At 64.4% G+C, this 23,814-nt stretch carries 23 protein-coding genes; 11 read left to right on the top strand and 12 right to left on the bottom strand.

The annotated features are described in order from the left end of the window. Positions 1 to 18: 18 nt before the first annotated feature. The 6 genes from MB84_RS05685 to zwf all read right to left on the bottom strand — a co-directional run bounded on the left by MB84_RS05685 (position 19) and on the right by zwf (position 6,769). Complete coding sequence (locus tag MB84_RS05685; protein ID WP_046291073.1) at positions 19 to 1,518, bottom strand: AMP nucleosidase; 1,500 nt, start codon at positions 1,516 to 1,518, stop codon at positions 19 to 21. Between the two features lie 261 nt (positions 1,519 to 1,779). Continuing rightward, entirely contained in the window at positions 1,780 to 1,989 is a 210-nt protein-coding gene (locus tag MB84_RS05680; RefSeq protein WP_046291072.1) for a dodecin, read from the bottom strand. 45 nt (positions 1,990 to 2,034) lie between these two features. Then, complete coding sequence (locus MB84_RS05675) at positions 2,035 to 2,622, bottom strand: MarR family winged helix-turn-helix transcriptional regulator (RefSeq protein WP_052652987.1); 588 nt, start codon at positions 2,620 to 2,622, stop codon at positions 2,035 to 2,037. Between the two features lie 112 nt (positions 2,623 to 2,734). Further along, complete coding sequence (locus MB84_RS05670; RefSeq protein WP_046291071.1) at positions 2,735 to 4,606, bottom strand: bifunctional transcriptional regulator/glucokinase; 1,872 nt, start codon at positions 4,604 to 4,606, stop codon at positions 2,735 to 2,737. Beyond that, entirely contained in the window at positions 4,584 to 5,261 is a 678-nt protein-coding gene (pgl, locus tag MB84_RS05665) for a 6-phosphogluconolactonase (protein ID WP_046293448.1), read from the bottom strand. Before pgl ends, MB84_RS05670 begins: the two co-directional genes overlap by 23 nt. Before the next feature lie 11 nt (positions 5,262 to 5,272). Further along, on the bottom strand, positions 5,273 to 6,769 hold the full coding sequence (zwf, locus tag MB84_RS05660; protein ID WP_046291070.1) for a glucose-6-phosphate dehydrogenase: 1,497 nt from the start codon (positions 6,767 to 6,769) through the stop codon (positions 5,273 to 5,275). Between the two features lie 180 nt (positions 6,770 to 6,949). Between zwf and edd the strand changes: the two genes are divergently transcribed. The 4 genes from edd (at position 6,950) to MB84_RS05640 (ending at position 10,888) form a co-directional block, all read left to right on the top strand. Further along, positions 6,950 to 8,797, top strand: coding sequence for a phosphogluconate dehydratase (edd, locus tag MB84_RS05655; protein WP_211279348.1), 1,848 nt, complete (start codon positions 6,950 to 6,952; stop codon positions 8,795 to 8,797). 112 nt (positions 8,798 to 8,909) lie between these two features. Then, positions 8,910 to 9,380, top strand: a complete 471-nt coding sequence (locus MB84_RS05650) for a hypothetical protein (RefSeq protein ID WP_046291069.1) — start codon at positions 8,910 to 8,912, stop codon at positions 9,378 to 9,380. A 41-nt stretch (positions 9,381 to 9,421) separates the two neighbouring features. After that, a complete protein-coding gene (gene dapA / locus MB84_RS05645; RefSeq protein ID WP_046291068.1) occupies positions 9,422 to 10,303 on the top strand; it encodes a 4-hydroxy-tetrahydrodipicolinate synthase in 882 nt (293 codons plus the stop codon). Between the two features lie 57 nt (positions 10,304 to 10,360). After that, positions 10,361 to 10,888: a hypothetical protein gene (locus MB84_RS05640; protein WP_046291067.1), complete on the top strand. Its 528-nt coding sequence runs from the start codon at positions 10,361 to 10,363 to the stop codon at positions 10,886 to 10,888. 73 nt (positions 10,889 to 10,961) lie between these two features. Here the strand turns inward: MB84_RS05640 and mgtA are convergent, their stop codons facing one another. Beyond that, the gene (gene mgtA, locus MB84_RS05635; RefSeq protein WP_046291066.1) at positions 10,962 to 13,703 is read right to left on the bottom strand and encodes a magnesium-translocating P-type ATPase; all 2,742 of its coding nucleotides are present in this window, start codon (positions 13,701 to 13,703) and stop codon (positions 10,962 to 10,964) included. Between the two features lie 74 nt (positions 13,704 to 13,777). Next, positions 13,778 to 13,978, bottom strand: a complete 201-nt coding sequence (locus MB84_RS05630; RefSeq protein WP_157122640.1) for a hypothetical protein — start codon at positions 13,976 to 13,978, stop codon at positions 13,778 to 13,780. A 580-nt stretch (positions 13,979 to 14,558) separates the two neighbouring features. Between MB84_RS05630 and MB84_RS05625 the strand changes: the two genes are divergently transcribed. Continuing rightward, the gene (locus MB84_RS05625; protein ID WP_046291064.1) at positions 14,559 to 15,161 is read left to right on the top strand and encodes a phosphatase PAP2 family protein; all 603 of its coding nucleotides are present in this window, start codon (positions 14,559 to 14,561) and stop codon (positions 15,159 to 15,161) included. Positions 15,162 to 15,307: 146 nt separating this feature from the next. Here MB84_RS05625 and rnk read toward each other — a convergent pair whose 3' ends face one another. Next, positions 15,308 to 15,733, bottom strand: a complete 426-nt coding sequence (rnk, locus tag MB84_RS05620; RefSeq protein ID WP_046291063.1) for a nucleoside diphosphate kinase regulator — start codon at positions 15,731 to 15,733, stop codon at positions 15,308 to 15,310. Positions 15,734 to 15,881: 148 nt separating this feature from the next. On the opposite strand from rnk, the gene hemL reads away from it, so the two are divergent. From hemL to ribD, 5 genes are all read left to right on the top strand, one after another. Further along, entirely contained in the window at positions 15,882 to 17,186 is a 1,305-nt protein-coding gene (hemL, locus tag MB84_RS05615; RefSeq protein WP_046291062.1) for a glutamate-1-semialdehyde 2,1-aminomutase, read from the top strand. Between the two features lie 98 nt (positions 17,187 to 17,284). After that, positions 17,285 to 17,899: a LemA family protein gene (locus MB84_RS05610; protein ID WP_046291061.1), complete on the top strand. Its 615-nt coding sequence runs from the start codon at positions 17,285 to 17,287 to the stop codon at positions 17,897 to 17,899. A gap of 10 nt (positions 17,900 to 17,909) precedes the next feature. Then, positions 17,910 to 18,824: a TPM domain-containing protein gene (locus MB84_RS05605; protein WP_046291060.1), complete on the top strand. Its 915-nt coding sequence runs from the start codon at positions 17,910 to 17,912 to the stop codon at positions 18,822 to 18,824. A 5-nt stretch (positions 18,825 to 18,829) separates the two neighbouring features. Beyond that, the gene (locus MB84_RS05600; RefSeq protein ID WP_046293446.1) at positions 18,830 to 19,378 is read left to right on the top strand and encodes a TPM domain-containing protein; all 549 of its coding nucleotides are present in this window, start codon (positions 18,830 to 18,832) and stop codon (positions 19,376 to 19,378) included. 14 nt (positions 19,379 to 19,392) lie between these two features. Continuing rightward, positions 19,393 to 20,490, top strand: coding sequence for a bifunctional diaminohydroxyphosphoribosylaminopyrimidine deaminase/5-amino-6-(5-phosphoribosylamino)uracil reductase RibD (ribD, locus tag MB84_RS05595; protein WP_046291059.1), 1,098 nt, complete (start codon positions 19,393 to 19,395; stop codon positions 20,488 to 20,490). A 129-nt stretch (positions 20,491 to 20,619) separates the two neighbouring features. Here the strand turns inward: ribD and MB84_RS05590 are convergent, their stop codons facing one another. Genes MB84_RS05590 through MB84_RS05580 form a run of 3 tightly spaced genes read right to left on the bottom strand, consistent with a single transcriptional unit; the run spans position 20,620 to position 22,417 of the window. After that, entirely contained in the window at positions 20,620 to 21,381 is a 762-nt protein-coding gene (locus MB84_RS05590) for a 2-keto-4-pentenoate hydratase (protein WP_046291058.1), read from the bottom strand. Then, positions 21,378 to 22,208, bottom strand: a complete 831-nt coding sequence (locus MB84_RS05585) for a 2-keto-4-pentenoate hydratase (protein ID WP_046291057.1) — start codon at positions 22,206 to 22,208, stop codon at positions 21,378 to 21,380. Before MB84_RS05585 ends, MB84_RS05590 begins: the two co-directional genes overlap by 4 nt. After that, a complete protein-coding gene (locus MB84_RS05580; RefSeq protein WP_039400297.1) occupies positions 22,208 to 22,417 on the bottom strand; it encodes a tautomerase family protein in 210 nt (69 codons plus the stop codon). Before MB84_RS05580 ends, MB84_RS05585 begins: the two co-directional genes overlap by 1 nt. Positions 22,418 to 22,546: 129 nt before the next feature. Between MB84_RS05580 and MB84_RS05575 the strand changes: the two genes are divergently transcribed. Beyond that, a complete protein-coding gene (locus MB84_RS05575; protein ID WP_046291056.1) occupies positions 22,547 to 23,452 on the top strand; it encodes a LysR family transcriptional regulator in 906 nt (301 codons plus the stop codon). Positions 23,453 to 23,814 lie beyond the last annotated feature (362 nt).

Genomic DNA, 23,814 nt, shown 5'->3' with positions numbered 1-23,814 from the left:
TCGCCGCTGCGAGTCGCGTTACTGGAACGCGACTTCGTTGAAACTGCGCAGCTTGCGACTGTGCAGACGGTCCAGACCGTTATCGCGCAACAACTCCATGGCCTTCACGCCGATCTTCAGATGCTGGTCGACACGCTCGCGATAGAAGCGGTCCGCCATGCCCGGCAACTTCAGTTCGCCATGCAGCGGCTTGTCGCTCACGCACAGCAACGTGCCGTACGGCACGCGGAAACGGAAGCCATTGGCCGCAATCGTCGCACTCTCCATATCGAGCGCAATCGCGCGGCTCTGGCTCATGCGCTGCACCGGTTCGCGGTGATCGCGCAACTCCCAGTTCCGGTTATCGACCGTCACCACCGTGCCCGTGCGCATCACACGCTTGAGCTCGAAGTCGTCCAGTTGCGTGACGTCCGCCACCGCGCGCTCCAGCGCCACCTGCACTTCGGCCAGTGGCGGTACCGGCACCCATAGCGGCAGGTCGTCGTCGAGCACGTGGTCTTCCCGCACGTAACCGTGCGCGAGGCAGTAGTCGCCCAGACGTTGCGAATTGCGCAGTCCGGCGCAGTGTCCCAGCATGATCCACGCGTGCGGCCGCAACACGGCAATGTGGTCGGTGATGGTCTTGGCGTTCGACGGCCCGACACCAATGTTCACCATCGTGATGCCGGTGTTGTCCGGACGCACGAGGTGGTACGCGGGCATCTGCGGCAGACGCGGGGGCGACGTGCCCTCCTCGCTACGCACCTCGATGTTCTGGTTCCAGTGCGTCACGTTGCCCGGTTCGACGAACGCCGTGTATTGACTGCGATACTCGCGCAGCGCCGGGTCATCCGTCGCGCTCATCAACTCGCGTCCGAGCTCGACGAACTCGTCGATATAGAACTGGTAGTTGGTGAACAGCACGTAATTCTGGAAGTTCTCGGGCGTCGTTGCCGTGTAATGACGCAAGCGGTGCAGCGAATAATCGACGCGCGGCGCAGTAAACAGCGCCAGCGGCAGAATCTCGCCTGGCAGCGGATCGCGCGTGCCGTTGACGATGCTGTCGTCCATCTTCGCAAGATCGGGCACGTCGAACACCGTGCGCATGGCGCGCAGGTGCGTCTGATCGAGATCGCCTTCGAGGTACACGCCGTCCTGATAGGCGAAGTGCACGGGAATCGGCTCGTCCGAGACGCCGACCTCGAATGCTGCGCCGTGGTTATGCGCGAGTCGACGCAATTGCTCGATGTAGTAGTTTTCGAACAGATCGGGACGCGTGACGGTGGTCTGGTAGCTGCCCGGGCCCGAAACAAAACCGTAGGACAGGCGCTTGTCGAGCTGGGTGATGTCTTCCGTGGTGATGCGAACGAACGGGTAATGGGCGCTCACGCGGCGCGCCTGATCCTTCTGCTTCGAGAAGCGCTCGAATGCCGCGCGCAGATAGGCCGTATTGGCGTCGTAAATCGTCTTCAGATAGGCGACGGCTTCCACCGGATCTGCGATCGATCGGGTGGCATGGACCGGTTCTTGTTCGGACATGCGCAAACCTCTTCTGTCTTCTTCGTGATCTCGAATATGCGCCTATTGTGACACGACTGTAAGACATCTGCGGGACAGTGAAGCAGGTCGATTTTCGTTCGGCAGAAGGGGCGGACGGCCGGGTTTTCTCGGGATTCAGGAGGAGATGCGCAGGGATGCGAAGGCGATTTGGCGCGACGTCGGCCGGGGAGGTTCGTCCCCGGCCGAGCGTGTTCTTGCGGATGCTGCCGGATAGTGCCGGCTGGTGCCGGGTGCGTGCGCTCAGTCTTCGAGCCGCACGCCGACCTTGAGCGTGACCTGCCAGTGCGCGACCTTGCCGTCTTCGATATGGCCGCGTGTTTCGGTGATCTCGAACCAGTTCAGATTGCGCAGCGTCTTGCTCGCGCGTTCGATGGCGCATTTGACCGCGTCCTCGATGGACTGGGTCGACGAGCCGGTCAGCTCGATTTGCTTGTACACATGATTCGTCATGTCAGCCTCCGGATGGGTTTGGAGACTTCCCATCCTAGGCGTGTGCTACTGAGGCCGCAAGTCGGTGTATTCCGACAGGTCGTCGCCAGCCTCGTCGAGCACGTCGACGGCAGACGCACGCGCGCTGGCGTTCGCCGCATTTTCCGCCTGCGCGCGGCGCAGCACGGCGGGCACGACGGTATCGAGCGGCGTGGGGACGACGTGCGTGAGATTTCGACGCACTTTTTGCAGCAACTGCGTGAGCTGCACCGCTTCGAACGCGGTCAGGCCGTGCAGCGCTTCATCGCGCACTTCGTCGGAAAGGCGGCGCGCGACCTGCAATTGCGCAACGGCCGCCCGCGTGACGAACAGGCGTTCGATGCGAGGATCGCGCGCATCGGGGCGGCGTCGCACCCAACCCTCCTCCTCCATGCGCTCCAGCGTGCGGGCGAGCGTCTGTACCGGCGTTTCCAGAATGTCGGCGAGCACCGTCGGGCTCACGCCGCGATTGACGGAAAGATAAGCGAGCAAGCGGCATTGCGCGCGCGTCATCGGCAGCGTGCGCTGTGCAAACTGCTCGAAGCGGCGCCCGAAGAGACGTTGGATGTCTGCGACGAGAAAGCCGAAACGTTGGGCGGAATCGGTCACTTTCATATGCCGCATTATGCTAAACATGTTTAGGGATATCAAGCCGACGACACTTCGGCGTCCGGCGCATCCCCACATCCCCGGTGTCCCTGCCCCGATCCTCCCCGCCCGGCGTGCGTCAGGCGGCAGCCGGTGTTCCGTCGCCCTGTCCGCTACCGTGTCCCAACCAGTCGAGCGCACCCTCGCCTGCCGTTTCGCCTCCCGGACCGGCCCGCCGAATCGCCACACCCACGGCCAGCACGTCGATCGCCGCGAGATGCAGAATCCGCGCAATCATCGTGACGTGTGCGCCCATCGTCTCCACATGATCGTTGGGCAACACCAGCGTCGCCTTGCGGGCGAGCGGCGAATTGCGTGCAGTGAGCGCGATCACCCTGGCACCGCGCGTGAGTGCGATATCGACAGCGCGGTTCAGGTCGGTCGAGCGTCCCGATGCGGAAATCGCGACGACCACGTCGCCCTCCCCCAACAACCCGGCCGATGCCTGCAACAGGTACGGATCCCCGTACGCGATAGTTGGCTTGCCGAAACGGAAGAACTTGTAGTGCGCGTCCTGCGCGATCACACCGGAATTGCCCAGACCGTAGAACTCGATGCGGCGCGCGCCGTCGAGCAGCGTCACGGCCGCCTCGACGGTGCGGGCGTCGAGATGCTCGCGCATTTGAAGAATCGACGACACGGTGTTGTCGAGCACCTTGGCGCTGAACTCGGCGGCCGTGTCGCCCACGTGCACCTGCCCGTGACGCACCGGCAACGTGCCCGTCAGCGCGCTCGCGAGCTTGAGCTTGAAATCCGACAGTCCCTGACAGCCGAGCTTGCGGCAGAAGCGGATCACCGTCGGCTGACTCACGCGCGCCAGACGCGCGATCTCCGCCACCGGCTCGGCCAGCAGCGCGCGCGGTTGTTTGAGCGTGAGTTCCGCGACGCGCTGCTCGGCGGGACTCAGCCGGTCACGCAGACGATGCAGACGGTCGATGAGCGCTCCCGCCCCGGCCGCGTGCGTGCCCAGTTGCTCGGCAAGAATCGCCGATGTCCCCAGAAACGCCGGATGATCGGCCGTGATGAGGTAAGTCGGGATCCTCTTCAGATACGCTTCGAAACGTCCCTTCGCCTCGAAGCGCCGACGAAACGGCGAATCCTCGAACAGCTTGCCGAGCTTCGGAATCACCCCGCCGCCGAGATAGACACCACCGACCGCGCCGAGCGATACCGCCACGTTGCCCGCGAGCGTGCCCAGCATCGCGCAGAAGCAATCGACGGTCTCGCGTGCGAGCGCGTCGCCCGATTGCGCGAGCCTGACGATGGCAGGTGTTTCAAGCGGCTCCACGCGACGTCCCGCCCGCGCTGCCAGCGCCTGATAGACGAGCGCCATGCCGGGGCCCGCCACCAGCCGCTCGAACGACACGTGCGGGAAGTGCTTCCACGCGTAGCGCAGCACGTCGATCTCACGCTCGTCCGCCGGAGAAAACGTCGTGTGGCCGCCCTCGCTGCCCAGCGCGATCCATCGGTCTCCCGCTGGAATGAGGCCCGACACGCCCACGCCGGTGCCAGGCCCGAGCAACCCCAGCACACCGTTCGGACGCGGTTCGCCGCCGCCGATCTTGTGCTTCTGTGCGTCCGTCAGATACGGCAACGCCATCGCCAGCGCGGTGAAATCGTTGACGACCAGCAGCGTCTCGAAACGCAGCGCACGGCGCGTCGCCTCGATGGAGAAGTGCCAGTCGCGATTCGTCATCCGAATCTCATCGCCTTCGATGGGATTGGCGATGGCGATGGCAGCGTGCTGCACCGGCTCGGCGTGATCCGCCTCGTCGAGATAAGCGCGAATGACCTCGGGCACGCCCGCATAGTCGTCGCAAGCGTAGTCCCGGATTTCAACGAGATCGCCCGGCGAGATCTCCAGCGCAAAGCGGGCATTGGTGCCCCCGATGTCGGCCAGCAGTCGCGGGCCGCTCAGGTGGGGCGGGTTATTCCTCACTCCAGAAGACATCGAGCTTGACTCCTTCACGGTGGATCAGCCGGGAGATGGCGTTGTCCTGTTCGTTCGCCTGCGCGGCTTCGAGCACGGCGCGTTTGGCCGGGCCCTGTATTTGCAGGATGAGCCGGTCGCAGGCTGCGAGCGCGGCGAGCGACCACGACACGCGCTGATACGGCGCGTGCTGCGGCTGCACGAAGACGAACTTGTCGTGGGTGGTGGTGGCGTAGGGCCATTGCGGGGCGTCGGCGAAGAGCGACGCGGTGTGCCCGTCCTCGCCCATGCCCAGCACGCAGACTTGCGGCACGCCGTGCGTCCACGTGTCGTTGAGCGTGCGCACGTGCAATGCCGTGGCCGTCGCGGTGTCGACAAGCGGTAACCAGCGCGCGCCGGTCGCACCTGGCAACAGCGTCTCGGTCACGAGTCGCGCGTTGCTGTCGGCGTGATCGGGCGGCAGCCAGCGATCGTCCACCAGTGTGATATCGACGTCGCGCCACGCCACGGGCAGGCGCGCGAGCTGCGCGAGAAACGCCCGGGGGCTGGTGCCGCCGGAGACGGCCAGCAACGCGCGCTTGCGAATCGTCAGTGCTTCGTCGATACCCGCCACGACGGCGTTAGCCAGCGCTTGTGCCTGCGCTTCTCGCGTGGGAAAGGTTCGCCAATGGATCATGCGCGCCACCGTCAGTTGTCTTCTTCCACCCAGCTCGATCCGTACTGCGTGAGCAGCGCGCTGGCGGCGGGCGGTCCCCACGTGCCTGCGGCGTAACGCTTCGGGCCCTTGTGCTGTCGCGACCAGTACGCCTGAATCGGTGCGACCCAGCGCCAGGCCTGCTCCTGCTCGTCGCGTCGCACGAACAGCGCCAGACGACCGTTGATGACGTCGAGCAACAGACGCTCGTACGCATCCATCCGGTGTCCCTTGAAGAACTGGTCGAACGCCAGATCGAGGTGGACGGATTGCAGATTCATGCCCTCGCCCGGCTGCTTCGCGAGGCAGTACAGACGAATCGATTCGTTCGGTTGCAGACGAATGACGAGACGGTTGACGCCCGGTTGCGCGGTCGCTTCGCCCAGCAGCGGATACGGCGTCGCGCGGTAGTTGACGACGATCTCCGCCACACGCTCACCGAGCCGCTTGCCGGTGCGCAGGAAGAACGGCACGCCGGCCCAGCGCCAGTTGTCGATGTCGGCCTTGAGCGCGACGAACGTTTCCGTCTGGCTGTCCGGCGGCACCCCCGGCTCCTCGATGTACGCGGGCACGGCCGAATTGCGGATCGCGCCGCCGCCGTATTGCCCGCGCACGACATTGCGCGACACGCTCTCATCGTCCAACTGACGCAGCGAGCGCAACACACGCAGCTTTTCGTCGCGCACGGCATCGGCGTCCATCGACAGCGGCGGCTCCATGGCGACGATGGCCAGCAGTTGCAACAAATGGTTCTGCACCATGTCGCGCAGCGCGCCGGTCTGCTCGTAGAACTCGCCACGTCCCTCGACGCCGATTTCCTCGGCAATCGTGATCTGGATGTTGTCGATCAGCTCGCGCCGCCACAGCGGCTCGAAGATCGCATTACCGAAGCGCAGGGCGAGCAGGTTCTGCACCGCCTCCTTTCCGAGGTAATGGTCGATGCGGTAAATCTGGTCTTCGCGGAAGATCGCGCCGACGGCGTCGTTGATCGCCTCCGAGGACGCCAGATCGTGACCCAGCGGCTTTTCGAGCACGATGCGGCTGTTCTCGTTGAGCTTCGCGCTGCGAAGCCCTTCGCAAATGGGGATGAACAGCGACGGCCCGGTCGCCAGATAGAAAATGCGCACGCCGGGTCGCTTCGACAGCCGCTCGGCCAGTACGCCGAACTCGTCTTCGCGGCCAAGATCGAGCGGCATGTAGTCGATGGTGGCGAGAAAGCGCTGCCAGGCGCTCTCGTCCCACACGTCGGGCTTGATGTGTCCACGCACATGCTGCTCGCACCACGCGTGGTACTCGGCGGCGTCCATCGGTTTTCGGGCGACGGCGAGGATGCGGCCCGCGTCGTTAGCGCTCGCCCCTCCGTCCTTCGCATCGTCCGCACCGAGCTGGCCGGTGCGGAACGCGCGGAACAGCGCGGGAAGGACTTTGCGCAGCGACAAATCGCCGGTAGCGCCGAACATCACAAAGGTATAGGGTGAAGGCGTGTTCATGACAAGACGTCCACGTGTCACTGGAAAAGCGCAACTTTTGACACTGCATTGTAGTTTAACTACACTGCAATTCAACAAAATATCGTGCTTTAACTACACGCCAAGCGGTGTGCGGGTTACGACAGCACGCACGCATTCCGCGCTTGCTCCCGCCCCACAACGTCCGTCCCGGGATCCCCCATGACTCAGTCTTCGCATAACGTGTCGCTGCATCCGGTGGTACAACGCGTGACCGAGCGCCTCATCGCGCGCAGCCGGTCGTCCCGTCAGGCCTATCTCGACGGCGTCGCGCGCGCCACGCAGGGGCAACCCGGGCGCGAGAAGATCGGATGCGCGAATCTGGCCCACGCACTCGCCGCAGCCCCCGCAGATGACCGTCTGAAAATCCGCGCCGAGCGTACGCCCAACATCGGCATCGTCACCGCGTACAACGACATGCTCTCGGCGCACGCGCCCTTCGCCGAATTCCCCGACATCATCAAGTCCGCCGCGCGCGCGCATGGCGCAAGCGCGCAGGTCGCCGGTGGCGTGCCCGCCATGTGCGATGGCGTGACGCAAGGCTATGCGGGCATGGAGCTGTCGCTGTTCTCGCGCGACGTGATCGCGCTGGCCTCCATCGTCGCGCTCTCGCATCAGATGTTCGATGCCGCCATGTTCCTCGGCGTGTGCGACAAGATCGTGCCGGGGCTGGTGATCGCCGCGCAGGCATTCGGGCATCTGCCCGCCGTGTTCAGCCCGGCCGGCCCGATGCCGTCGGGGTTGCCCAGCGACGAGAAGTCGCGCATCCGGCAGGAGTACGCTGCGGGCCGCGTCACGCGCACCGCCCTGCTCGACGCCGAACTCGCCGCCTATCACGCCGAAGGCACCTGCACGTTCTACGGCACGGCGAACAGCAACCAGATGCTCATGGAGTTCATGGGCCTGCATCTTCCCGGATCGTCGTTCGTCAATCCGCATACGCCGTTGCGCCATGCGCTCACGCAGGCCGCCACGGCCCGTGCGGTCGCACTCGCGAAGTCGGGCATCAATACGTCGCAGATTCTGGACGAGCGCGCGTTCGTCAACGGCGTGGTCGGACTGCTTGCGACCGGCGGGTCGACGAATCACACGTTGCATCTGGTGGCGATGGCCCACGCTGGCGGCATTCTGCTCGACTGGCAGGACTTCGCGGAGCTGTCGGACGTCACGCCGCTGCTCGCGCACGTCTACCCGAGCGGCAAGGCCGACGTGAACCAGTTTCATGCGGCCGGTGGCCTGAGTTTTCTCATCCGCGAACTGCTCGATGCAGGCTTTTTACACAACGACGTGACGACCGTCATGGGACACGGTCTGCGTGCCTACACGCAGGAGGCCTTCCTGCGCGACGACGTGCTGTCGTGGCAGGAAGCGCCGACCGCAAGCCTCGACGAGAACATCGTGCGTCCGGCGTCGCGACCGTTCGCGCCCGAAGGCGGCCTGCGCATGCTCGCAGGCAATCTGGGACGCGCCGTTATCAAGTCGTCCGCCGTCAAGCCCGAACACCAGAAGGTGCGCGCACCGGCGCGCGTGTTTTCCGATCAGGAGTCGGCGCAGGCGGCCTTCAAGGCGGGCGAACTGACGCGCGACGTGATCGTCGTGGTGCGCTTCCAGGGCCCGCGTGCCAACGGCATGCCCGAACTGCACAAGCTCATGCCGATGCTGGGGCTATTGCAGGACGAGGGGCACCACGTCGCGCTGGTCACGGACGGTCGGATGTCCGGGGCATCGGGTAAGGTGCCCGCCGCCATCCATCTCTCGCCCGAAGCAGAGGAAGGCGGCATGCTCGCACGGGTGCAGGATGGCGACATCATCGAGATCGATTGCGAGACGAATACCCTGCACTGCGAAGTGGATGACGCGACGCTCGCCGCGCGCGCGCCCGAGCCGGTGCCGCAACGGCCGTTCGATCCGTGGCGCAATATGTTCGCGCTGTTCCGCAACAACGTCGGTGCCGCGCCGCATGGCGCAAGCGTGCTGTTCAACGACACGCAGTACCCGAAGCACGACTGATCTCATCGCTCAACCTCAGGCAAGCAAGGCGTCGAAATCTTGACGCCTTTTTTACCTGCGCGTCCCTAGACTGGCCTCGTTGTCACTTCAGTCGTCAAAACGACACGTCGCCATGCCTTCCCTCGCCCAACGCGTCAGCCTTGAACCTCCCGGTGCGAACGCCACCCCGGCCGATCCCTCGCGCGCTTACAGCGCGACACCGGCGGCCGCCCGCGCATCGGTCACATCTGCCAACAACGCCTTCGCCGCAACGCCTGCCAGCACGCTGACCACGCCAGGCGCGCCGCCCGCCGAGACCGTGTCTGTGGCGCGTCAACGCAATCGATACAACCCGCGCGCGCGCCTCGACGCGACGCTCGACATCACCCTCAGCCGCGCAGCCGTCTCGTCGCTGGCTGTCACGCTGGCGATGAGCCTGCCGCTGCCGTGGCGTGTCGAGACGATTCGCCCGATCCGCCGCGATACGGCGGCGGTGGTGTCGATTGCCTTGCCGCGCGTCGAAGCGGCGCGTGCGATGGACGTCGTCATGCAGTCGCTGCCTGAGGCCGAATTCGGCGCGCTGCGCCTGCGTCCGGCCGTCTGAGACTCTCCCGGCGATCCTCGCCAATACCGATGCTTCAGGTTATGAACACAGCCATCTTCGAAGGCGCGTGGGTTCCGCTCGTCACGCCCATGTCCGGCGCCAATGGCGCTCAGATCGACTACAACGCGTTTGCACGTCTGGTCGACTATTACCTCGCGGCGGGCGTGAACGGCCTCGTGGTCGCAGGCACCACCGGCGAAGGCACGCTGCTCACCGATGAAGAGCGCCGCCGGCTCGTGGAGACAGCCGCTCACCTCGCGCACGGACACGCTCCGGTACTCGCCGGTGTCGGCGCAGCCGACACGACCAATGCCGCGCGTCAGATCCGCAGTCTCGACGACCTGCCGCTCGCCGGTTATCTCGTCCCGCCACCGTATTACCTGCGCCCCTCGCAGGAAGGCATTCTCTGGCACTACCGCACACTGGCCGCCGGTACGCGCAAGCCGCTGGTGCTGTACAACGTGCCGCTGCGCACAGGTGTCACGCTCGGCGTGGAGACGATCCGCGAGTTGGCGTCGCACGAGTCGTTCGCCGCCATCAAGGAGTGCGATGCGCACCCGCTCACCCACTTGCCCGCGCAAGTGACGATGCGTGTGCTGTGCGGCGACGACATGCAGATCCTGCCCGCGCTGCGCGCCGGTGCCGTCGGGTGCATCTCGGCGGCCGCGCATGTGCGCCCGGACCTCTATCTCAAGCTGATGCGCTACGTGCGCGAAGGCGACATGGATCATGCGAACACGCTGTTCAACGGCATGAAGCCGCTGATCCGCCGACTCTTCGCCGAGCCGAATCCGGTGGCGATCAAGGCGGCCCTCGCGTCGCTGGGCTTTTGCCAGGACACGGTGCGCCGCCCACTCATACCGTGCACCGCCGCGCTTCGCAAGGATATCGACGCACAACTGGAAGTCACGATGGCGTTCTGATATCGACCGCATGCCGCCCCGACGTGGTTCATGACCGCACCTGACAGGACACTCGCAATGGATGAGATCGAACGGCGTCACCGCACCGTCGCCCGTCTGCTGATCAAGCTCTCGGGCACCACCCTGGCAAGGCTCGCTTACGCGACCGGCATCACCGGCAACACGATATCGCGCTGGGTGCATGGCGATCACTGCGCGCTCGGCCCACACGGCAGGGATAAGCTCTTCGCCGCATTGGGCGTGCATAGCGACGGCGTGAACATCCGTTTTGCGCCGCGTTCGACGGGCGCGGCGCAACCCGTCTTCCGGATCAGCGGTCTGGTGCAAGCCGAGCGCTTCGCCACGCTCGCCGCGCTCACGTCGACGCAGTTTGTCGCGGCGCGCGAGACCTCTCAGGGCAAGACGCTGGTGAGCGTGGTGACAGACATCAGCGGGCAGACCACCGCGTTGCTCGTCGGCACCCGCGAGGCATTCGACGAGTTGTACGCCGAGCTTGGCATCGCGCTCTCGCCCAATCGCCGTTTGGAGGCAGGCCTCCGTCCTTATGGGGTGACGGACAAGGCGATGCGTCTACACTCGAACTGACAGCCGATTGCATCGCAAAGCGCCGATGGCAACCCGTCGGCGCTCCATTCTTGGCCCCCCGTCAACTATGGAGTCACTGCCACCCGAAGCGTCGCGCGAACACGCCCTTCATCCACTGCGTGAGCACCGCATACGCCAGCAGAATCGCGGCGAGCATCGGGAAGTACGCAAGCGGCAGCGCCTGCATCTTGAAGGTCTCGGCGAACGGCGACATCGGCAGCATGATGCCGATCAGCATCACCGCGCCCGTCATCAGCAGCAACGGCCATGCGGCGCGGCTCTGGATGAACGGCAGACGGCGCGTGCGGATCAGGTGCACGATCAGCGTCTGCGAAAGCAGGCCTTCGACGAACCAGCCGGACTGGAACAACGTCTGATGCTCGGCGCTGTTCGCACCGAAAAGATGCCACATGGCGACGAACGTCAGCACGTCGAAAATCGAACTGATCGGGCCGAAGAACACCATGAACCGCGACAGATCGGACGGATTCCACTGCTGCGGCTTCGTCAGTTGTTCGGCGTCGACATGATCGAACGGAATCGTCGTCTGCGACAGGTCGTACAGCAGATTCTGCGTGAGCAACTGCAACGGCAGCATGGGCAGGAACGGCAGGAAGGCGCTCGCGATCAGCACCGAGAAGACATTCCCGAAGTTCGAGCTGGCCGTCATCTTGATGTACTTGAGCATGTTCGCGAACGTGCGGCGTCCCTCGACCACGCCCTGCTCCAGCACCATCAGGCTCTTCTCCAGCAGGATCAGATCGGCCGCTTCCTTGGCGATGTCGACCGCCGTATCCACCGAAATGCCGATGTCGGCCGCACGCAGTGCCGGGGCGTCGTTGATGCCGTCGCCCATGAAGCCCACGACGTGACCGTTCGCGCGCAGCATGCGCACCAGACGCTCCTTGTGCGCCGGCGTGAGCTTCGCGAAGACGTTGGCGCGCTCGACGATCCCGGCCAGTTCGGTATCGCTCATCGCTTCGATGTCGTCGCCCAGCACGCAGGCAGTTACCGGCAAACCGACTTCTCGGCAGACTTTCGCCGTCACGAGATCGTTGTCGCCCGTGAGCACCTTCACGTCCACGCCTGCCGACGCCAACGCCTTGAGGGCCGGTGCCGTCGACTCCTTGGGCGGATCGAGGAAGGCGATGTAGCCAACGAGGATGAGTTCGCTTTCATCTGCGATGCTGTAGCGCTCGCGTACCGGCGGCAGATGCCGCGTCGCCACCGCCACCACACGCAGCCCTTCGGCGTTCAGATGTGCCGTCACGCGCCGCAATTGCGCCAGCACGTCCGGCGTGAGCGGTTCGACGTTCGCGCCATGCTGCACGCGGTTGCACACCGCCATCACTTCTTCCACTGCGCCTTTGCAGATCAGCTCGTGGTGATCGCCGTTCTCGCTCACCACCACCGACATGCGACGGCGCTGGAAATCGAACGGGATTTCGTCGATCTTGCGGTAACGATTGACCACGTCCAGACGCTGATGCAACTCGGCGTGATCGAGCACGGCAACGTCGAGCAGGTTCTTCAGACCGGTCTGGTAGAAGCTGTTGAGATACGCGTATTCGAGGACGTCTTCGGAGAAATTGCCCCACACGTCGGTGTGACGCTCCAGACAGATCTTGTCCTGCGTGAGCGTGCCGGTCTTGTCGGTGCACAGTACGTCCATCGCGCCGAAGTTCTGGATCGCGTCGAGCCGTTTGACGATGACCTTCTTGCGCGAGAGCACGACTGCGCCCTTGGCGAGGGTGGCCGTCACGATCATCGGCAGCATTTCGGGCGTGAGGCCGACCGCCACCGACAGCGCGAAGAGCGACGCTTCGAGCCAGTCGTGCTTCGTGAAGCCGTTGATGAGCAGGACGATGGGCGTCATGACCAGCATGAAGCGGATGAGCACCCACGACACGCGGTTCACGCCTTGCTGGAACGACGTGACGCTCGGTTGCTGCGCGCTCACGCGCTGCGCCAGCGAGCCGAAGAAGGTGCGACCGCCCGTGGCAACGACGACGGCCGTGGCCGAACCGCTCACCACATTCGTCCCCATGAAAGCGAGGTTGTCGTAAGCGAGCGGGTTGCTGCCGCCAGACTCGCACGGATGCGCGAATTTCTCGACCGGCAACGCTTCACCCGTGAGCGCGGACTGCGAGACGAACAGGTCCTTGGCGGTCAGGATGCGCACGTCCGCCGGAATCATGTCGCCCGCCGCGAGCAGCACGATATCGCCGGGCACGAGGTCCGCGAGGGCGATTTCTCGCCCCATGCGGCCGAGGCGGCGCACGTTCTCCGGCTCGGCCACGCCTTGCGTCAACGGTCCACGACGCAGCACGCTCGCCGTGGTGCTCACCATCGCCTTGAGCTTCTCCGCCGCCTTGTTGGAGCGGGCTTCCTGCACAAATCGCAACACCGTGGAAATGATCACCATCGACGCGATGATGATCGTTCCCTCGGTGTCGTCGGTCGCGTAAGACACAGCGGCCAGTGCAGTGAGCAACAGGTTGAACGGATTGCGGTAGCAGTTAATGAGATGACGCCACCAGGGCAGCGGCTTTTCGTGCTCGACCTCATTGGGGCCGACGTGCGCGCGCACCGTGGCGGCTTCGTCGTCGGACAGCCCGTCGCGGGTGGTGCACAGACGCGCAAGCAGGTCCGGCCCGGCGCCGCGTGCGGCTTCGAGCAGACCCGGTGGTGCCTCGTGGCCATGTGCTGGCGCATCGAGGGTTTCGAGCATGTCGCGGCGACGGAAGAAGCGCAGGCCGAGGCGCGCGCCAAGCACCGCAATCAGTCGCTCGCTGAGCGTGAGAGCTTGTTGCATGGATACATCCTGAAATAGTTTGCGAGGCGGCGGAGAATCCCCGGCGCCTCGCGTAACAACGGAACGACGCGGGGTCAGCCGTGCTGGCGCGGCTTGCGATCACGCACGAACGCACGTAGCCATTGCCCGGCACGCGTGAGCACACCGGTGCGCGCCGCCTCTTGGGCAGGTGCCGCGTCGGCATGCGGATCGACGTGATAGTGATGCAGACACTGGGACGGCAGCATCAGGGCTTGCGGATTGCCTCCGCGCAGGGTCATGGAGTAACGAAACACGATGAATCTCCCGGCCGCACGGTATCCGTCCGACGTGAGCGGCGGGTTCGCGTTTCATGCAAAACAGGCGAACGCACGCATACGACGGGACAGCCCGAACGGCAGACGTAAAACTTAATAAGGGAGCGTGCTACGAGAGACGGACGCTATCGGTACGGCCCAACAAAACCCTTCGTCGCGCGAGCGCTGCGGCTAAAGGGTGAAGGCATTCGACAGGTACATCCGAGGTGCGCGCCAACCCGACTGTGCGAGTTAGCGGCTGGGAAGATCCCGGGGACTAACTCGCGGTGATGGTGTCGACTTCGGTCGACCGGCAACTACCACTAGAACTACTGTCCACGGAAGGACCTCCTGAGAGCTATGACGGCGCGATTCTACCTCCGAGAGCGTCGAAAGAAAAGTGACAATTCAACGTGTTACAAAATGATGACAAATGGCACTTTCCTCGCGGCGACGGGTCGTTCAGAATCTGTCACGCAATCGTCACAAACCGTCGGCCGGCGGCCGTTGAGGCGCCGGCACCGCTCACGCGCCCGGGCGCCCGCTCAACCTCCGGCAGACATTCGTCCCCCCGGAGTTCATGGATTCGCTCAACCGCGCCCTCTTTCTCGCGATCAACGCCTCGCCCAATGTGAGCGAAGGCGAACTGGCCATCGCCGTCTTCATTGCCAAGTATCTGATCCTGCTGCTGCCGGTGGGCCTCGTCACGCTGTGGCTCGCGGGCGGACGCGACCGCGAAGGCGCGGTGCACGGCCTGCTGGGGGTGGGGCTCGTGCTGCTGATCAACTTCGTCGTCGGATTCGCCTGGTTCGAGCCGCGGCCATTCGTCGTCGGCCTCGGCACGCAGCTGCTCGCGCACGCGCCAACGAGCGCTTTTCCGAGCAACCACGGCTCGATCATGTTCACCTCGGCGTTCGTGCTGATGGGTACGGTGGCCCGCACGCCGCGCCTACTCGGCAAGCTCCTTCTGATTTGCGCGCTGCCGGTGTGCTGGGCGCGCATCTACCTCGGCGTGCACTGGCCGGTCGATATGGTGGGCGCGCTGGCGGTGTCGCTGGTCGTCGCGCTCATCATGCGCACGGCGAGCGCGCGCGAGACGAGTCGTATCGTCGCGGCGATTCTCGAAGGTATCTATCGTCGCCTGATGGCATGGCCGATTTCACGCGGGTGGCTACGTCGCTGAGCGGCAAGTTGCGGGAATTTCGGGAATTTCGGGAATTTCGGGAATTTCGGGAATTTCGGGAATTTCGGGAATTTCGGGAATGGCGGGGAAGATGAAGGGGAGACTCGGGAGATCCGAATCTCCCAATGGTGCTGCGGAGAAGGGAATTAACGGTGGTATTCGCCAGCGGCTTCAGGCTGGTAGTCGAGGCCGAGCAATTCCAGCTCGATGAGATGACCGCCCGGCACTTGCCAGTGAATCGACTGGCCGACGCGCAGGCCAAGCAGCGCGCTGCCTACCGGCGCCAATACCGAAATGCCGTTTTCCGTGGCGGCGAGATGCTGCGGATACACGAGCGTCACGCGGTGCTCCTGCTGCGTGCTCAGGTCGCGATAGCGCACCACCGAATTCATCGTGGCGACATCGGGCGGCATTTGCTGCGGCTCGACGACGCTCGCCCGGGCGAGCTCTGTTTCGAGTGCCTCCACATACGGCAGGGCCGTGCGCGGCGCATTCTCGATGACCGAATAAAGACGATCGAGGTCGAGAGACGAGACAGTGATCGAAGGACGTTGTGCGTTGACGGTGGACATGTCGAAGGGCCTTGAATTTCCTTGGCGTTGAGAAAGTTGCCTTCAATCTAACAGAAGCCCCCGGCCGCGAGAAGTCCCGGACTTTGACGCCATCCGCTAGAATCGACGCATTGAGGTGAAAAGGCCTATGCGCCGCAGAGCTGAAGTCATGTCCGAAAACACTACGAATGTCGCGCTGTTCGAGCGCGCCCAGCAAACCATTCCCGGCGGTGTGAACTCGCCCGTGCGCGCCTTCCGCTCGGTCGGCGGCACGCCGCGCTTCATCGCCCGCGCACAAGGCCCCTACATGTGGGACGCCGAAGGCGTGCGCTACATCGACTACATCGGTTCGTGGGGCCCGATGATCGTCGGCCACCTGCATCCGGAAGTCGTCGCCGCCGTGCAATCGGCGATGTCGCAGGGTTTCAGCTTCGGCGCGCCGACGCAAGCCGAAGTCGTGATGGCCGAAGAAATCTGCCGTCTCGTACCGTCCATCGAGCAGGTGCGTCTGGTGTCCTCGGGCACCGAAGCCACGATGAGCGCGTTGCGTCTGGCGCGCGGCTTTACGGGCCGCAACAAGATCGTCAAGTTCGAAGGCTGCTACCACGGTCATGCCGACAGCCTGCTGGTGAAGGCCGGTTCGGGTCTGCTGACGTTTGCCGACTCCACGCGCAACGCGCCCTCCTCGGCCGGTGTGCCGCCCGAAGTCACGCGCGACACGCTCGTTCTCGAATACAACAACGTCGAACAACTGCGTGAACTATTCGCCGGTCAGGGCGGCGAGATCGCGGCGGTGATCGTCGAGCCGGTCGCGGGCAACATGAATCTCGTGCGGGGCTCGCGTCACTTCCTCCAGACGCTGCGCGAGCTGTGCACGGCGCATGGCGCCGTGCTGATCTTCGACGAAGTGATGTGCGGTTTCCGCGTCGGTCTGGGTGGCGCGCAGGCGCTTTACGGCATTACGGCCGACCTGACGTGTCTGGGCAAGGTGATCGGCGGCGGCATGCCCGCGGCTGCGTTTGGCGGACGCCGCGACATCATGTCGCATCTGGCACCGCTCGGTGGCGTCTATCAGGCGGGCACGCTCTCGGGTAACCCACTGGCCGTCGCCGCCGGGCTCGCCACGCTCAAGCTGATTCAGGCGCCCGGCTTCTACGAAGATCTGGCCAAGCGCACGTCGAAGCTCGTAAGCGGTCTCGTCGAAGCCGCGCAGGCGGCCGGTGTGCCGTTCTCCGGCGACAGCGTCGGCGGCATGTTCGGTCTGTACTTCCGCGCCAACGTGCCGCAAAGCTTTGCCGAAGTGACGACGTCGGACGTCGCCCGCTTCAACAAGTTCTTCCACGCCATGCTCGATCGGGGCGTCTACCTCGCGCCGAGCGCGTTCGAAGCCGGCTTCGTCTCGGCCACGCACGACGACACGATCATCGACGCGACGATCGACGCGGCGCGCGACGCGTTTGGGACGATTGCATGATCGCGTCGGAGACCTCGCTTACCATTTGCAATGTGGTTCGTGCCACGTTTTGCGCAGTCTGCCGGATGTCCGTCCGGTCATAACAAGGGGAAAACGTCATGCAAATGCTACTGCCGGTCCTTCGTCGTCAGTCCTGGGTGCGATGGCTCGCGCTGGGACTTCTCGCGTCGTTGCTTTCCTCCTGCGGATACAACGAAATTCAGGTCAAGGACGAAGCGGTCAAGGCGTCCTGGAGCGAGGTCGTGAACCAGTATCAGCGACGTGCCGATCTGGTGCCGAACCTGGTGAACACGGTCAAGGGCTACGCGTCGCACGAGCAGGCCACGCTCACCGAAGTGATCAACGCACGCGCCAAGGCGACGAGCATCACGGTCACGCCGGAAACGCTCAACGATCCCGAAGCGTTCAAGCGCTTCCAGCAAGCGCAGGGAGAACTGTCGGGCGCACTCTCGCGCCTGATGGCCGTCTCGGAGAACTATCCGAACCTGAAGGCCGACGGTCTGTTCCGCGACCTGCAATCGCAGCTCGAAGGCACCGAAAACCGCATCACAGTCGCGCGCAATCGTTACATCCAGTCCGTGCAGGACTACAACGTGTATGTGCGTCAGTTCCCGAACAATCTGACGGCCAAGATGTTCGGTTACGGCACGAAGCCGAACTTCACGGTGGACAACGAGAAGGCTATTTCCACGGCACCGGCCGTCAAGTTCTGAGGTCGCGGCAATGACAGCGCTCATGCAACCGAAGCGCTTTGTGTGGGCGTTGTGGGCACTCGCGCTGGCCAGTCTTTGCTGGCTGGCGCTACCAGCGAGCGCGCAAGCGCTGGTGGCCGTGCCCGCGCTGACGGCGCGCGTGACCGATCTGACCGGCACGCTCACCGCCGAGCAGCGCAACGCGCTTGAGGCGCAGCTCGCGCAATACGAGCAGCAACGCGGCAGCCAGATCTTCGTGCTCATGCTGCCGAGCACCGCGCCCGAGACCATCGATCAGTACAGCATCCGTGTCGCCGACGCCTGGAAAGCAGGCCGCAAGAGCGTGGACGATGGCGTCATCATGCTCATCGCAAAGGACAACCCGAACGACTTGCGCAAGATGCGCATCGAGCTTGGACGCGGCGTGCAAGGCTCGCTCACCGACGCCATTTCGGGCCGCATTCTGCGCGACGTCATGGCACCGTACTTCCGCAATGGCGACTTCTTCGGCGGCATCGCGGCGGGAACGGCGGCCGTACAAGCAGCCATGAACAACGAGGCATTGCCCGCGCCGAATCTGCCGTCCACGCGCGCGCCACACTCCGATTTGTCCGATTTTCTGCCGCTGCTCTTCATCGTCTTCATCATCGCGATGGTGGTGATCATGGAAGGTCGCCGGCGCTTCAGCGGTCCCGGTTTGCCGGGCAGCCCCAACGAGCCGCGCTCGCGGGTGCTCACCGGACAGCGCGGACGCATCGGCCCGGGTGGTTTCGGCGGCATCGGTGGGATTGGCGGCGGTATTGGCGGCGGACTCGGCGGCGGACTCGGCGGTGGCTGGGGGCGTAACGACGGCGGTGGCTTCGGCGGCGGGGGTGGCGGCGGGGGCGGATTTGGCGGCGGAGGCGGCGGCGGTTTCGACGGCGGCGGCTCCTCCGGCAACTGGTGAAGACGATGACGACAGCACACGAACCGGCAATCGCAGTGCAACAGAAACCGCACGACGTGTCGCGCTGGCTGCGTCACGCAGGCACGTGGCGGGCGCACGCCCGCTGGCTATTTCCCGACAACGCACTCGACACACTGGAAGCCTCGATCCGAGAATCCGAATCGGAGCATCGTTGTGAAATCCGGCTGGTGATCGAAGCCGCCATGCCGCTCGTCAACGTGTGGCGCGGGCAGACGTGCCGTCAACGCGCCGTTCAACTGTTTCACCATCTGGGTGTCGCGCACACGAGCGAGCGCACAGGCATACTGCTGTACATCAACATCGCCGATCACGATATCGAGCTGATCGCCGACAAGGGCGTCAATGCGCTGGTGGACGATGCCAGTTGGGAAGCCGTCGTGAAGCAGATGAGCGCCGGGTTTCGCGATGAACGCTACGTCCAGAGCGTGCTCGACGCACTGAACACCCTGCGCGGCATTGCGCGCGAATCCCTGCCGGCCCGTGCTGGCGCAGCCCCGGACAATGCACTGACCGACCGGCCGCTGATGCTCTGACGATTTTACGTCTCATGTTTTCCGATCAGGATTTTGACTACATGCGCCGCGCGCTGGCACTGGCCCAGCGCGCGATGTTCACTACGACGCCGAACCCGCGCGTGGGCTGCGTCATCGTGCAGGACGGTCGTGTCATCGGCGAAGGCTTCACGCAGCCCGCCGGGCAGGATCACGCCGAAGTGCAGGCCATGAAGGACGCGCGCGTGCGCGGCGAATCGGTGCGCGGCGCAACGGCCTACGTCACGCTGGAACCGTGCAGTCATTACGGCCGCACGCCGCCGTGCGCCAAAGGGCTCATCGAAGCGGGCGTGAAGCGCGTGATCGCCGCCATGGAAGATCCGAACCCGCTCGTCGCAGGACGCGGTCTGGGTATGCTGCGTGACGCCGGTATCGACGTGCGCTGCGGTTTGCTGGAAAACGAAGCGCGCGAGATGAACATCGGCTTCATCGCCCGCATGACGCGCGGCACGCCGTGGGTGCGCATGAAGGTGGCGGCGAGTCTCGACGGCAAGACGGCGCTGCACAACGGCGTGAGTCAATGGCTGACCGGCCCGGCCGCACGCGCCGACGGCCATGCATGGCGCGCACGCGCCTGCGCGATTCTCACGGGCATCGGCACCGTACGCGAAGACGATCCGTCGCTGACCGTGCGCGACGTGGAAACGACACGTCAGCCGCTGCGTATCGTCGTCGACTCCCGCCTGGACATCGCGCCAACGGCAAAAGTGCTCGCGGGCGGCAACGCGCTCGTCGTCTGCGCCAACGGCGACGCGGATCGTATCGCGCGGTTGCGCGATCTGGGTGTCGACGTGCTCGACCTGCCAAACCCCGACGGCAAGGTCGAACTGCCCGCGCTACTGCGTGCGCTGGGCGAGCGGCAGTTCAACGAGATCCACGTGGAAGCCGGTTACAAGCTCAACGGTTCGCTACTGCGCGAAGGCTGCGTTGACGAACTGCTGACGTACTTCGCGCCGAGCATCGTCGGCGACGCGCAAGGCATGTTCAACCTGCCCGCCCTCACTTCGCTCGACGACAAGCTCGCGCTGACGTTCACCGACGTGCGCATGATCGAGACCGATCTGCGTGTGATGGCCCGGGTGACGCGGGACTGACACACCGCCGACATGCGTCGGACGGCAGGAACAAAAACGGGGCGTGCCGTGTGGCGCGCCCCGTTTTGCTTGGCATGGCGAAGCGTCGACAACGCCAAACGGCCCGCCGTGCCCCCGTCGTTCAATGCCTCAGACGTGGAAGCCCACGCGACCGAGCGATTCCATCTCGACCGACACGTATTGCCCCGGCTTGATGTACTCGGCCGGTGTCGCGCCGCCCGCCATCACGATCCAGCCCGCCTGCAACGGTTCGCCGGCCGCCGCCGACAGACGCGCTGCCGCCACGAGCGAGCGCAGCGGATGACCCAGCAGCGCCGCCGTCGAACCTACCTGTACGGTGCGGCCGTTGATCGACATCGCCAGCCCCAGATTCGAGAAGTCGACGTGCGGGCTGTGCCACGCGCCGATCACAAAACCGCTGGACGACGCGTTGTCGGCAATCGCTTCCGGCAACGTGAACTTGAAGTCCTTGTAGCGCGAGTCGATGATCTCGATGGCCGGTGCGATGGCCTCGACTGCGGCGAGCGCCTGCGGCCCGGTGACGTTGCCTTCGAGCGGCTTCTTCAGAATGAAGGCGATTTCCGGCTCGACGCGCGGATGCACGTAACGCTTGAAGTCGATGGACGTGCCCTCTTCGATCTGCATGCCTGACGTCAGACGGCCCCAGATCACATCGGACAGCCCCATCTGAATCATCTTCGCGCGGCTGGTGAAACCCATCTTCACGCCGACGCGCGTCTCGCCACGCTCGGCACGGCGCGCGAGCGAGGCGGCCTGAATGGCGTAGGCGTCGTCGAGCGACAGGCGGTTATCGGTGTCGAACTGTTCGACTTCGTGGGCGAAATGCGCTGCGTCGTCGAGCAGCTTGGCGTAATCGTTGATGTGGCTCATCGTGCAGCCTCGCTGGCAGGTTCAAAGACGGCGCGGACCGAGCCCAGGCCATTGATGCGGGTCTCGAAGATATCGCCCGGGGTGACGGCGGCCATCGGACCGAGGGCGCCCGAGAGCACCAGATCGCCCGCTTTGAGCGGCGTGCCTACCGCCGCCATCGTGCGCGCGAGCCATACCACGGCGTTGATCGGGCTGCCCAGACAGGCCGCGCCTGCGCCGACCGAGACCGGCTCGCCGCGACGCTCAAGCACCATGCCGCACATGCGGACGTCGAATTCCGAGAGCTTCTTCGGCGTGTTGCCGATCACATAAGCCGACGACGAAGCGTTGTCGGCAATCGTGTCGGTGATGCGGATATTCCAGTCGGCCACGCGGCTGCCGACGATTTCCAGCGCGGGCAATGCGTACTCGATGGCATTGAGAACGTCCAGCTGGCCCGGATTTTCGACGTTCAGATCGCGGCCGATCACGAACGCAATCTCCGCTTCGATCTTCGGTTGCGTGAGGATCGAGGCGGGAATCGGTTCGCTGTCGCCATACCCCATGTCGTCGAACAACAGGCCGAAGTCGGGCTGATCGACGCCGAGTTGCTTTTGCACGGCGACCGACGTCAGACCGATCTTGCAACCGACGATACGGCGGCCGGCAGCGAGGCGTCGCTCGGTGTTGATGCGCTGGATGGCGTAAGCGTCGTCGATGGTGAGCGGCGCGAACGTGTCGCGCAGCGGGGCGATGAAGCGGTGCGAGCGTTCGGCTTCGAGCAGCGCATCGGCGGCCTGCTGGAGACGCGCCTGCGTGGCGGCGTCGCGTTGGATGACGTGGCTCATTACGCGCCCGCCTTGGCCGGCGCTGCCGGCTCGTCCTTCGTGCGCTCGCCCACGGCCCAGTGGGCGGCCGGCACCTGCGTCGCGAAGACGCGGATCGATTCGAGCGGCGCGCCGAGCGTCTCGTGTACGGTGCGCGCCACGGCCTTCACACAGGCCTTGACGGCAGCGTCGTCGCGGCCTTCGATCAGATTGATATGTACGATTGGCATGATGCTGTCTCCTGAAATTGCTCGATAGAGCGGCTTCGTGCAGGCATGATGCGCGCATGGCGAGATACCGTCCAATACCAAATTTCCAGATTCCGATACTATTTCGGTATTGAAACGGGGCACTGAATCATGGATATCAAGCAAATGCGGTACTTCCTCGCCGTGGCCCAGGAAGGCCATTTCGGACGCGCTGCCGAGCGGCTGAACATGGCGCAGCCACCGCTCACTCGTCACATCCACGCACTGGAGGCGCAACTGGGCACGGCGCTCTTTGTGCGCACGCCCAAAGGCGCGACGCTGACTGCCGCCGGGCAAACGCTGCTCGCCGAGGTGCCGAACATCCTGTCGCTCACGCGCCGCGCGGAAGAACAGACGCGGCTGGCCGGCGACGGTTATATCGGGCGGCTCGACGTCGGCATCTTCAGCTCCGGCATTCTCGATGTGATCCCGCGGCTGCTCGCAGACTTCCATACGGAACGTCCCGAAGTGAAGATCGGCCTGCATAACCTGTCGAAGATGGAACAGATCGCGGCGCTGCGCGAGCGGCGTATCGCCATCGGCTTCAACCGTCTGATTCCGGACGAACCGGACCTGGTCGTCGACTGGATTCACCGCGAGCCGTTTCTCGTCGCCCTGTACGAAGGGCACCCGCTTTGCAAGCGCGCATCGCTCACGCTCGCCGACCTCGACAACGAGCGAATGATTCTCTACCCGAACGCACCGGTGCCCGGACTCGCAGAAGAAGTGGCCGCCGCGTTTCGCGCCGAGGGTGTGACGCTGCGCGTGGAGCAGGAGGTGGAGGATGTGGTGACGTCGATTGCACTCGTGGCGAGTCGTTTCGGCGTGTGTGTGACGACCGAGTCGGCCGCGAACCTGCGATTGCCCGGCGTCGTGTATCGGCCATTGAAATCGCAGCGGCTGCGCTCCATCGAGCTGAACTGTATGTACCGGCGCGACGACGATTCGCCGATTCTCGCCGCATTTCTCGCCCTGATGCGCGCATCGCGCACCCGACGTCATTCGCGACCGATGTAAGGCTGGCGTCTATGCATGGCTATATGCGCACGGATAGGCAACGCAAGATGTCGCCCGACGAATCGGTTCATCTGAATGCAAAGTGCCAATGATTGGATTTCAATGCACGCCGGATTGTATCCAAAATGTCCTGATGCCTATTTCGTCTCATCCATTCAACATGGCCCTCATTTGTCGCTTCACATCACATTCGCCGATTTTCCAATCTGCGTAGTATTACGGAGAATCGCTGTGACGACTCTTATTTTTTTCTTATGACCCCTTTTAAACCCTTTATCCATGCGGGTTTTCGGGCAGCTCAGGATACCTGTTTCTATTAAAGAGCGTATTACGCTACTATGGCGCATCGTTCAGGCCGCCAG

The organism is Pandoraea oxalativorans (genome assembly GCF_000972785.3).
GTDB lineage: Bacteria > Pseudomonadota > Gammaproteobacteria > Burkholderiales > Burkholderiaceae > Pandoraea > Pandoraea oxalativorans.
The sequence above is the reverse complement of the archived record's forward strand: the minus strand, read 5'-3'. Positions and strand labels throughout refer to the sequence as shown.

Coding starts and splice junctions, on each gene's coding strand:
- MB84_RS05580 (WP_039400297.1), bottom strand. CDS start 22,417: ATGCCAATCGTACATATCAATCTGATCGAAGGCCGCGACGACGCTGCC.
- MB84_RS05605 (WP_046291060.1), top strand. CDS start 17,910: ATGACAGCGCTCATGCAACCGAAGCGCTTTGTGTGGGCGTTGTGGGCA.
- ribD (WP_046291059.1), top strand. CDS start 19,393: ATGTTTTCCGATCAGGATTTTGACTACATGCGCCGCGCGCTGGCACTG.
- MB84_RS05610 (WP_046291061.1), top strand. CDS start 17,285: ATGCAAATGCTACTGCCGGTCCTTCGTCGTCAGTCCTGGGTGCGATGG.
- mgtA (WP_046291066.1), bottom strand. CDS start 13,703: ATGCAACAAGCTCTCACGCTCAGCGAGCGACTGATTGCGGTGCTTGGC.
- MB84_RS05670 (WP_046291071.1), bottom strand. CDS start 4,606: ATGTCTTCTGGAGTGAGGAATAACCCGCCCCACCTGAGCGGCCCGCGA.
- MB84_RS05625 (WP_046291064.1), top strand. CDS start 14,559: ATGGATTCGCTCAACCGCGCCCTCTTTCTCGCGATCAACGCCTCGCCC.
- MB84_RS05685 (WP_046291073.1), bottom strand. CDS start 1,518: ATGTCCGAACAAGAACCGGTCCATGCCACCCGATCGATCGCAGATCCG.
- MB84_RS05590 (WP_046291058.1), bottom strand. CDS start 21,381: ATGAGCCACATCAACGATTACGCCAAGCTGCTCGACGACGCAGCGCAT.
- edd (WP_211279348.1), top strand. CDS start 6,950: ATGACTCAGTCTTCGCATAACGTGTCGCTGCATCCGGTGGTACAACGC.
- MB84_RS05640 (WP_046291067.1), top strand. CDS start 10,361: ATGGATGAGATCGAACGGCGTCACCGCACCGTCGCCCGTCTGCTGATC.
- hemL (WP_046291062.1), top strand. CDS start 15,882: ATGTCCGAAAACACTACGAATGTCGCGCTGTTCGAGCGCGCCCAGCAA.
- rnk (WP_046291063.1), bottom strand. CDS start 15,733: ATGTCCACCGTCAACGCACAACGTCCTTCGATCACTGTCTCGTCTCTC.
- MB84_RS05680 (WP_046291072.1), bottom strand. CDS start 1,989: ATGACGAATCATGTGTACAAGCAAATCGAGCTGACCGGCTCGTCGACC.
- zwf (WP_046291070.1), bottom strand. CDS start 6,769: ATGAACACGCCTTCACCCTATACCTTTGTGATGTTCGGCGCTACCGGC.
- MB84_RS05675 (WP_052652987.1), bottom strand. CDS start 2,622: ATGAAAGTGACCGATTCCGCCCAACGTTTCGGCTTTCTCGTCGCAGAC.
- dapA (WP_046291068.1), top strand. CDS start 9,422: ATGAACACAGCCATCTTCGAAGGCGCGTGGGTTCCGCTCGTCACGCCC.
- pgl (WP_046293448.1), bottom strand. CDS start 5,261: ATGATCCATTGGCGAACCTTTCCCACGCGAGAAGCGCAGGCACAAGCG.
- MB84_RS05575 (WP_046291056.1), top strand. CDS start 22,547: ATGGATATCAAGCAAATGCGGTACTTCCTCGCCGTGGCCCAGGAAGGC.
- MB84_RS05650 (WP_046291069.1), top strand. CDS start 8,910: ATGCCTTCCCTCGCCCAACGCGTCAGCCTTGAACCTCCCGGTGCGAAC.
- MB84_RS05600 (WP_046293446.1), top strand. CDS start 18,830: ATGACGACAGCACACGAACCGGCAATCGCAGTGCAACAGAAACCGCAC.
- MB84_RS05585 (WP_046291057.1), bottom strand. CDS start 22,208: ATGAGCCACGTCATCCAACGCGACGCCGCCACGCAGGCGCGTCTCCAG.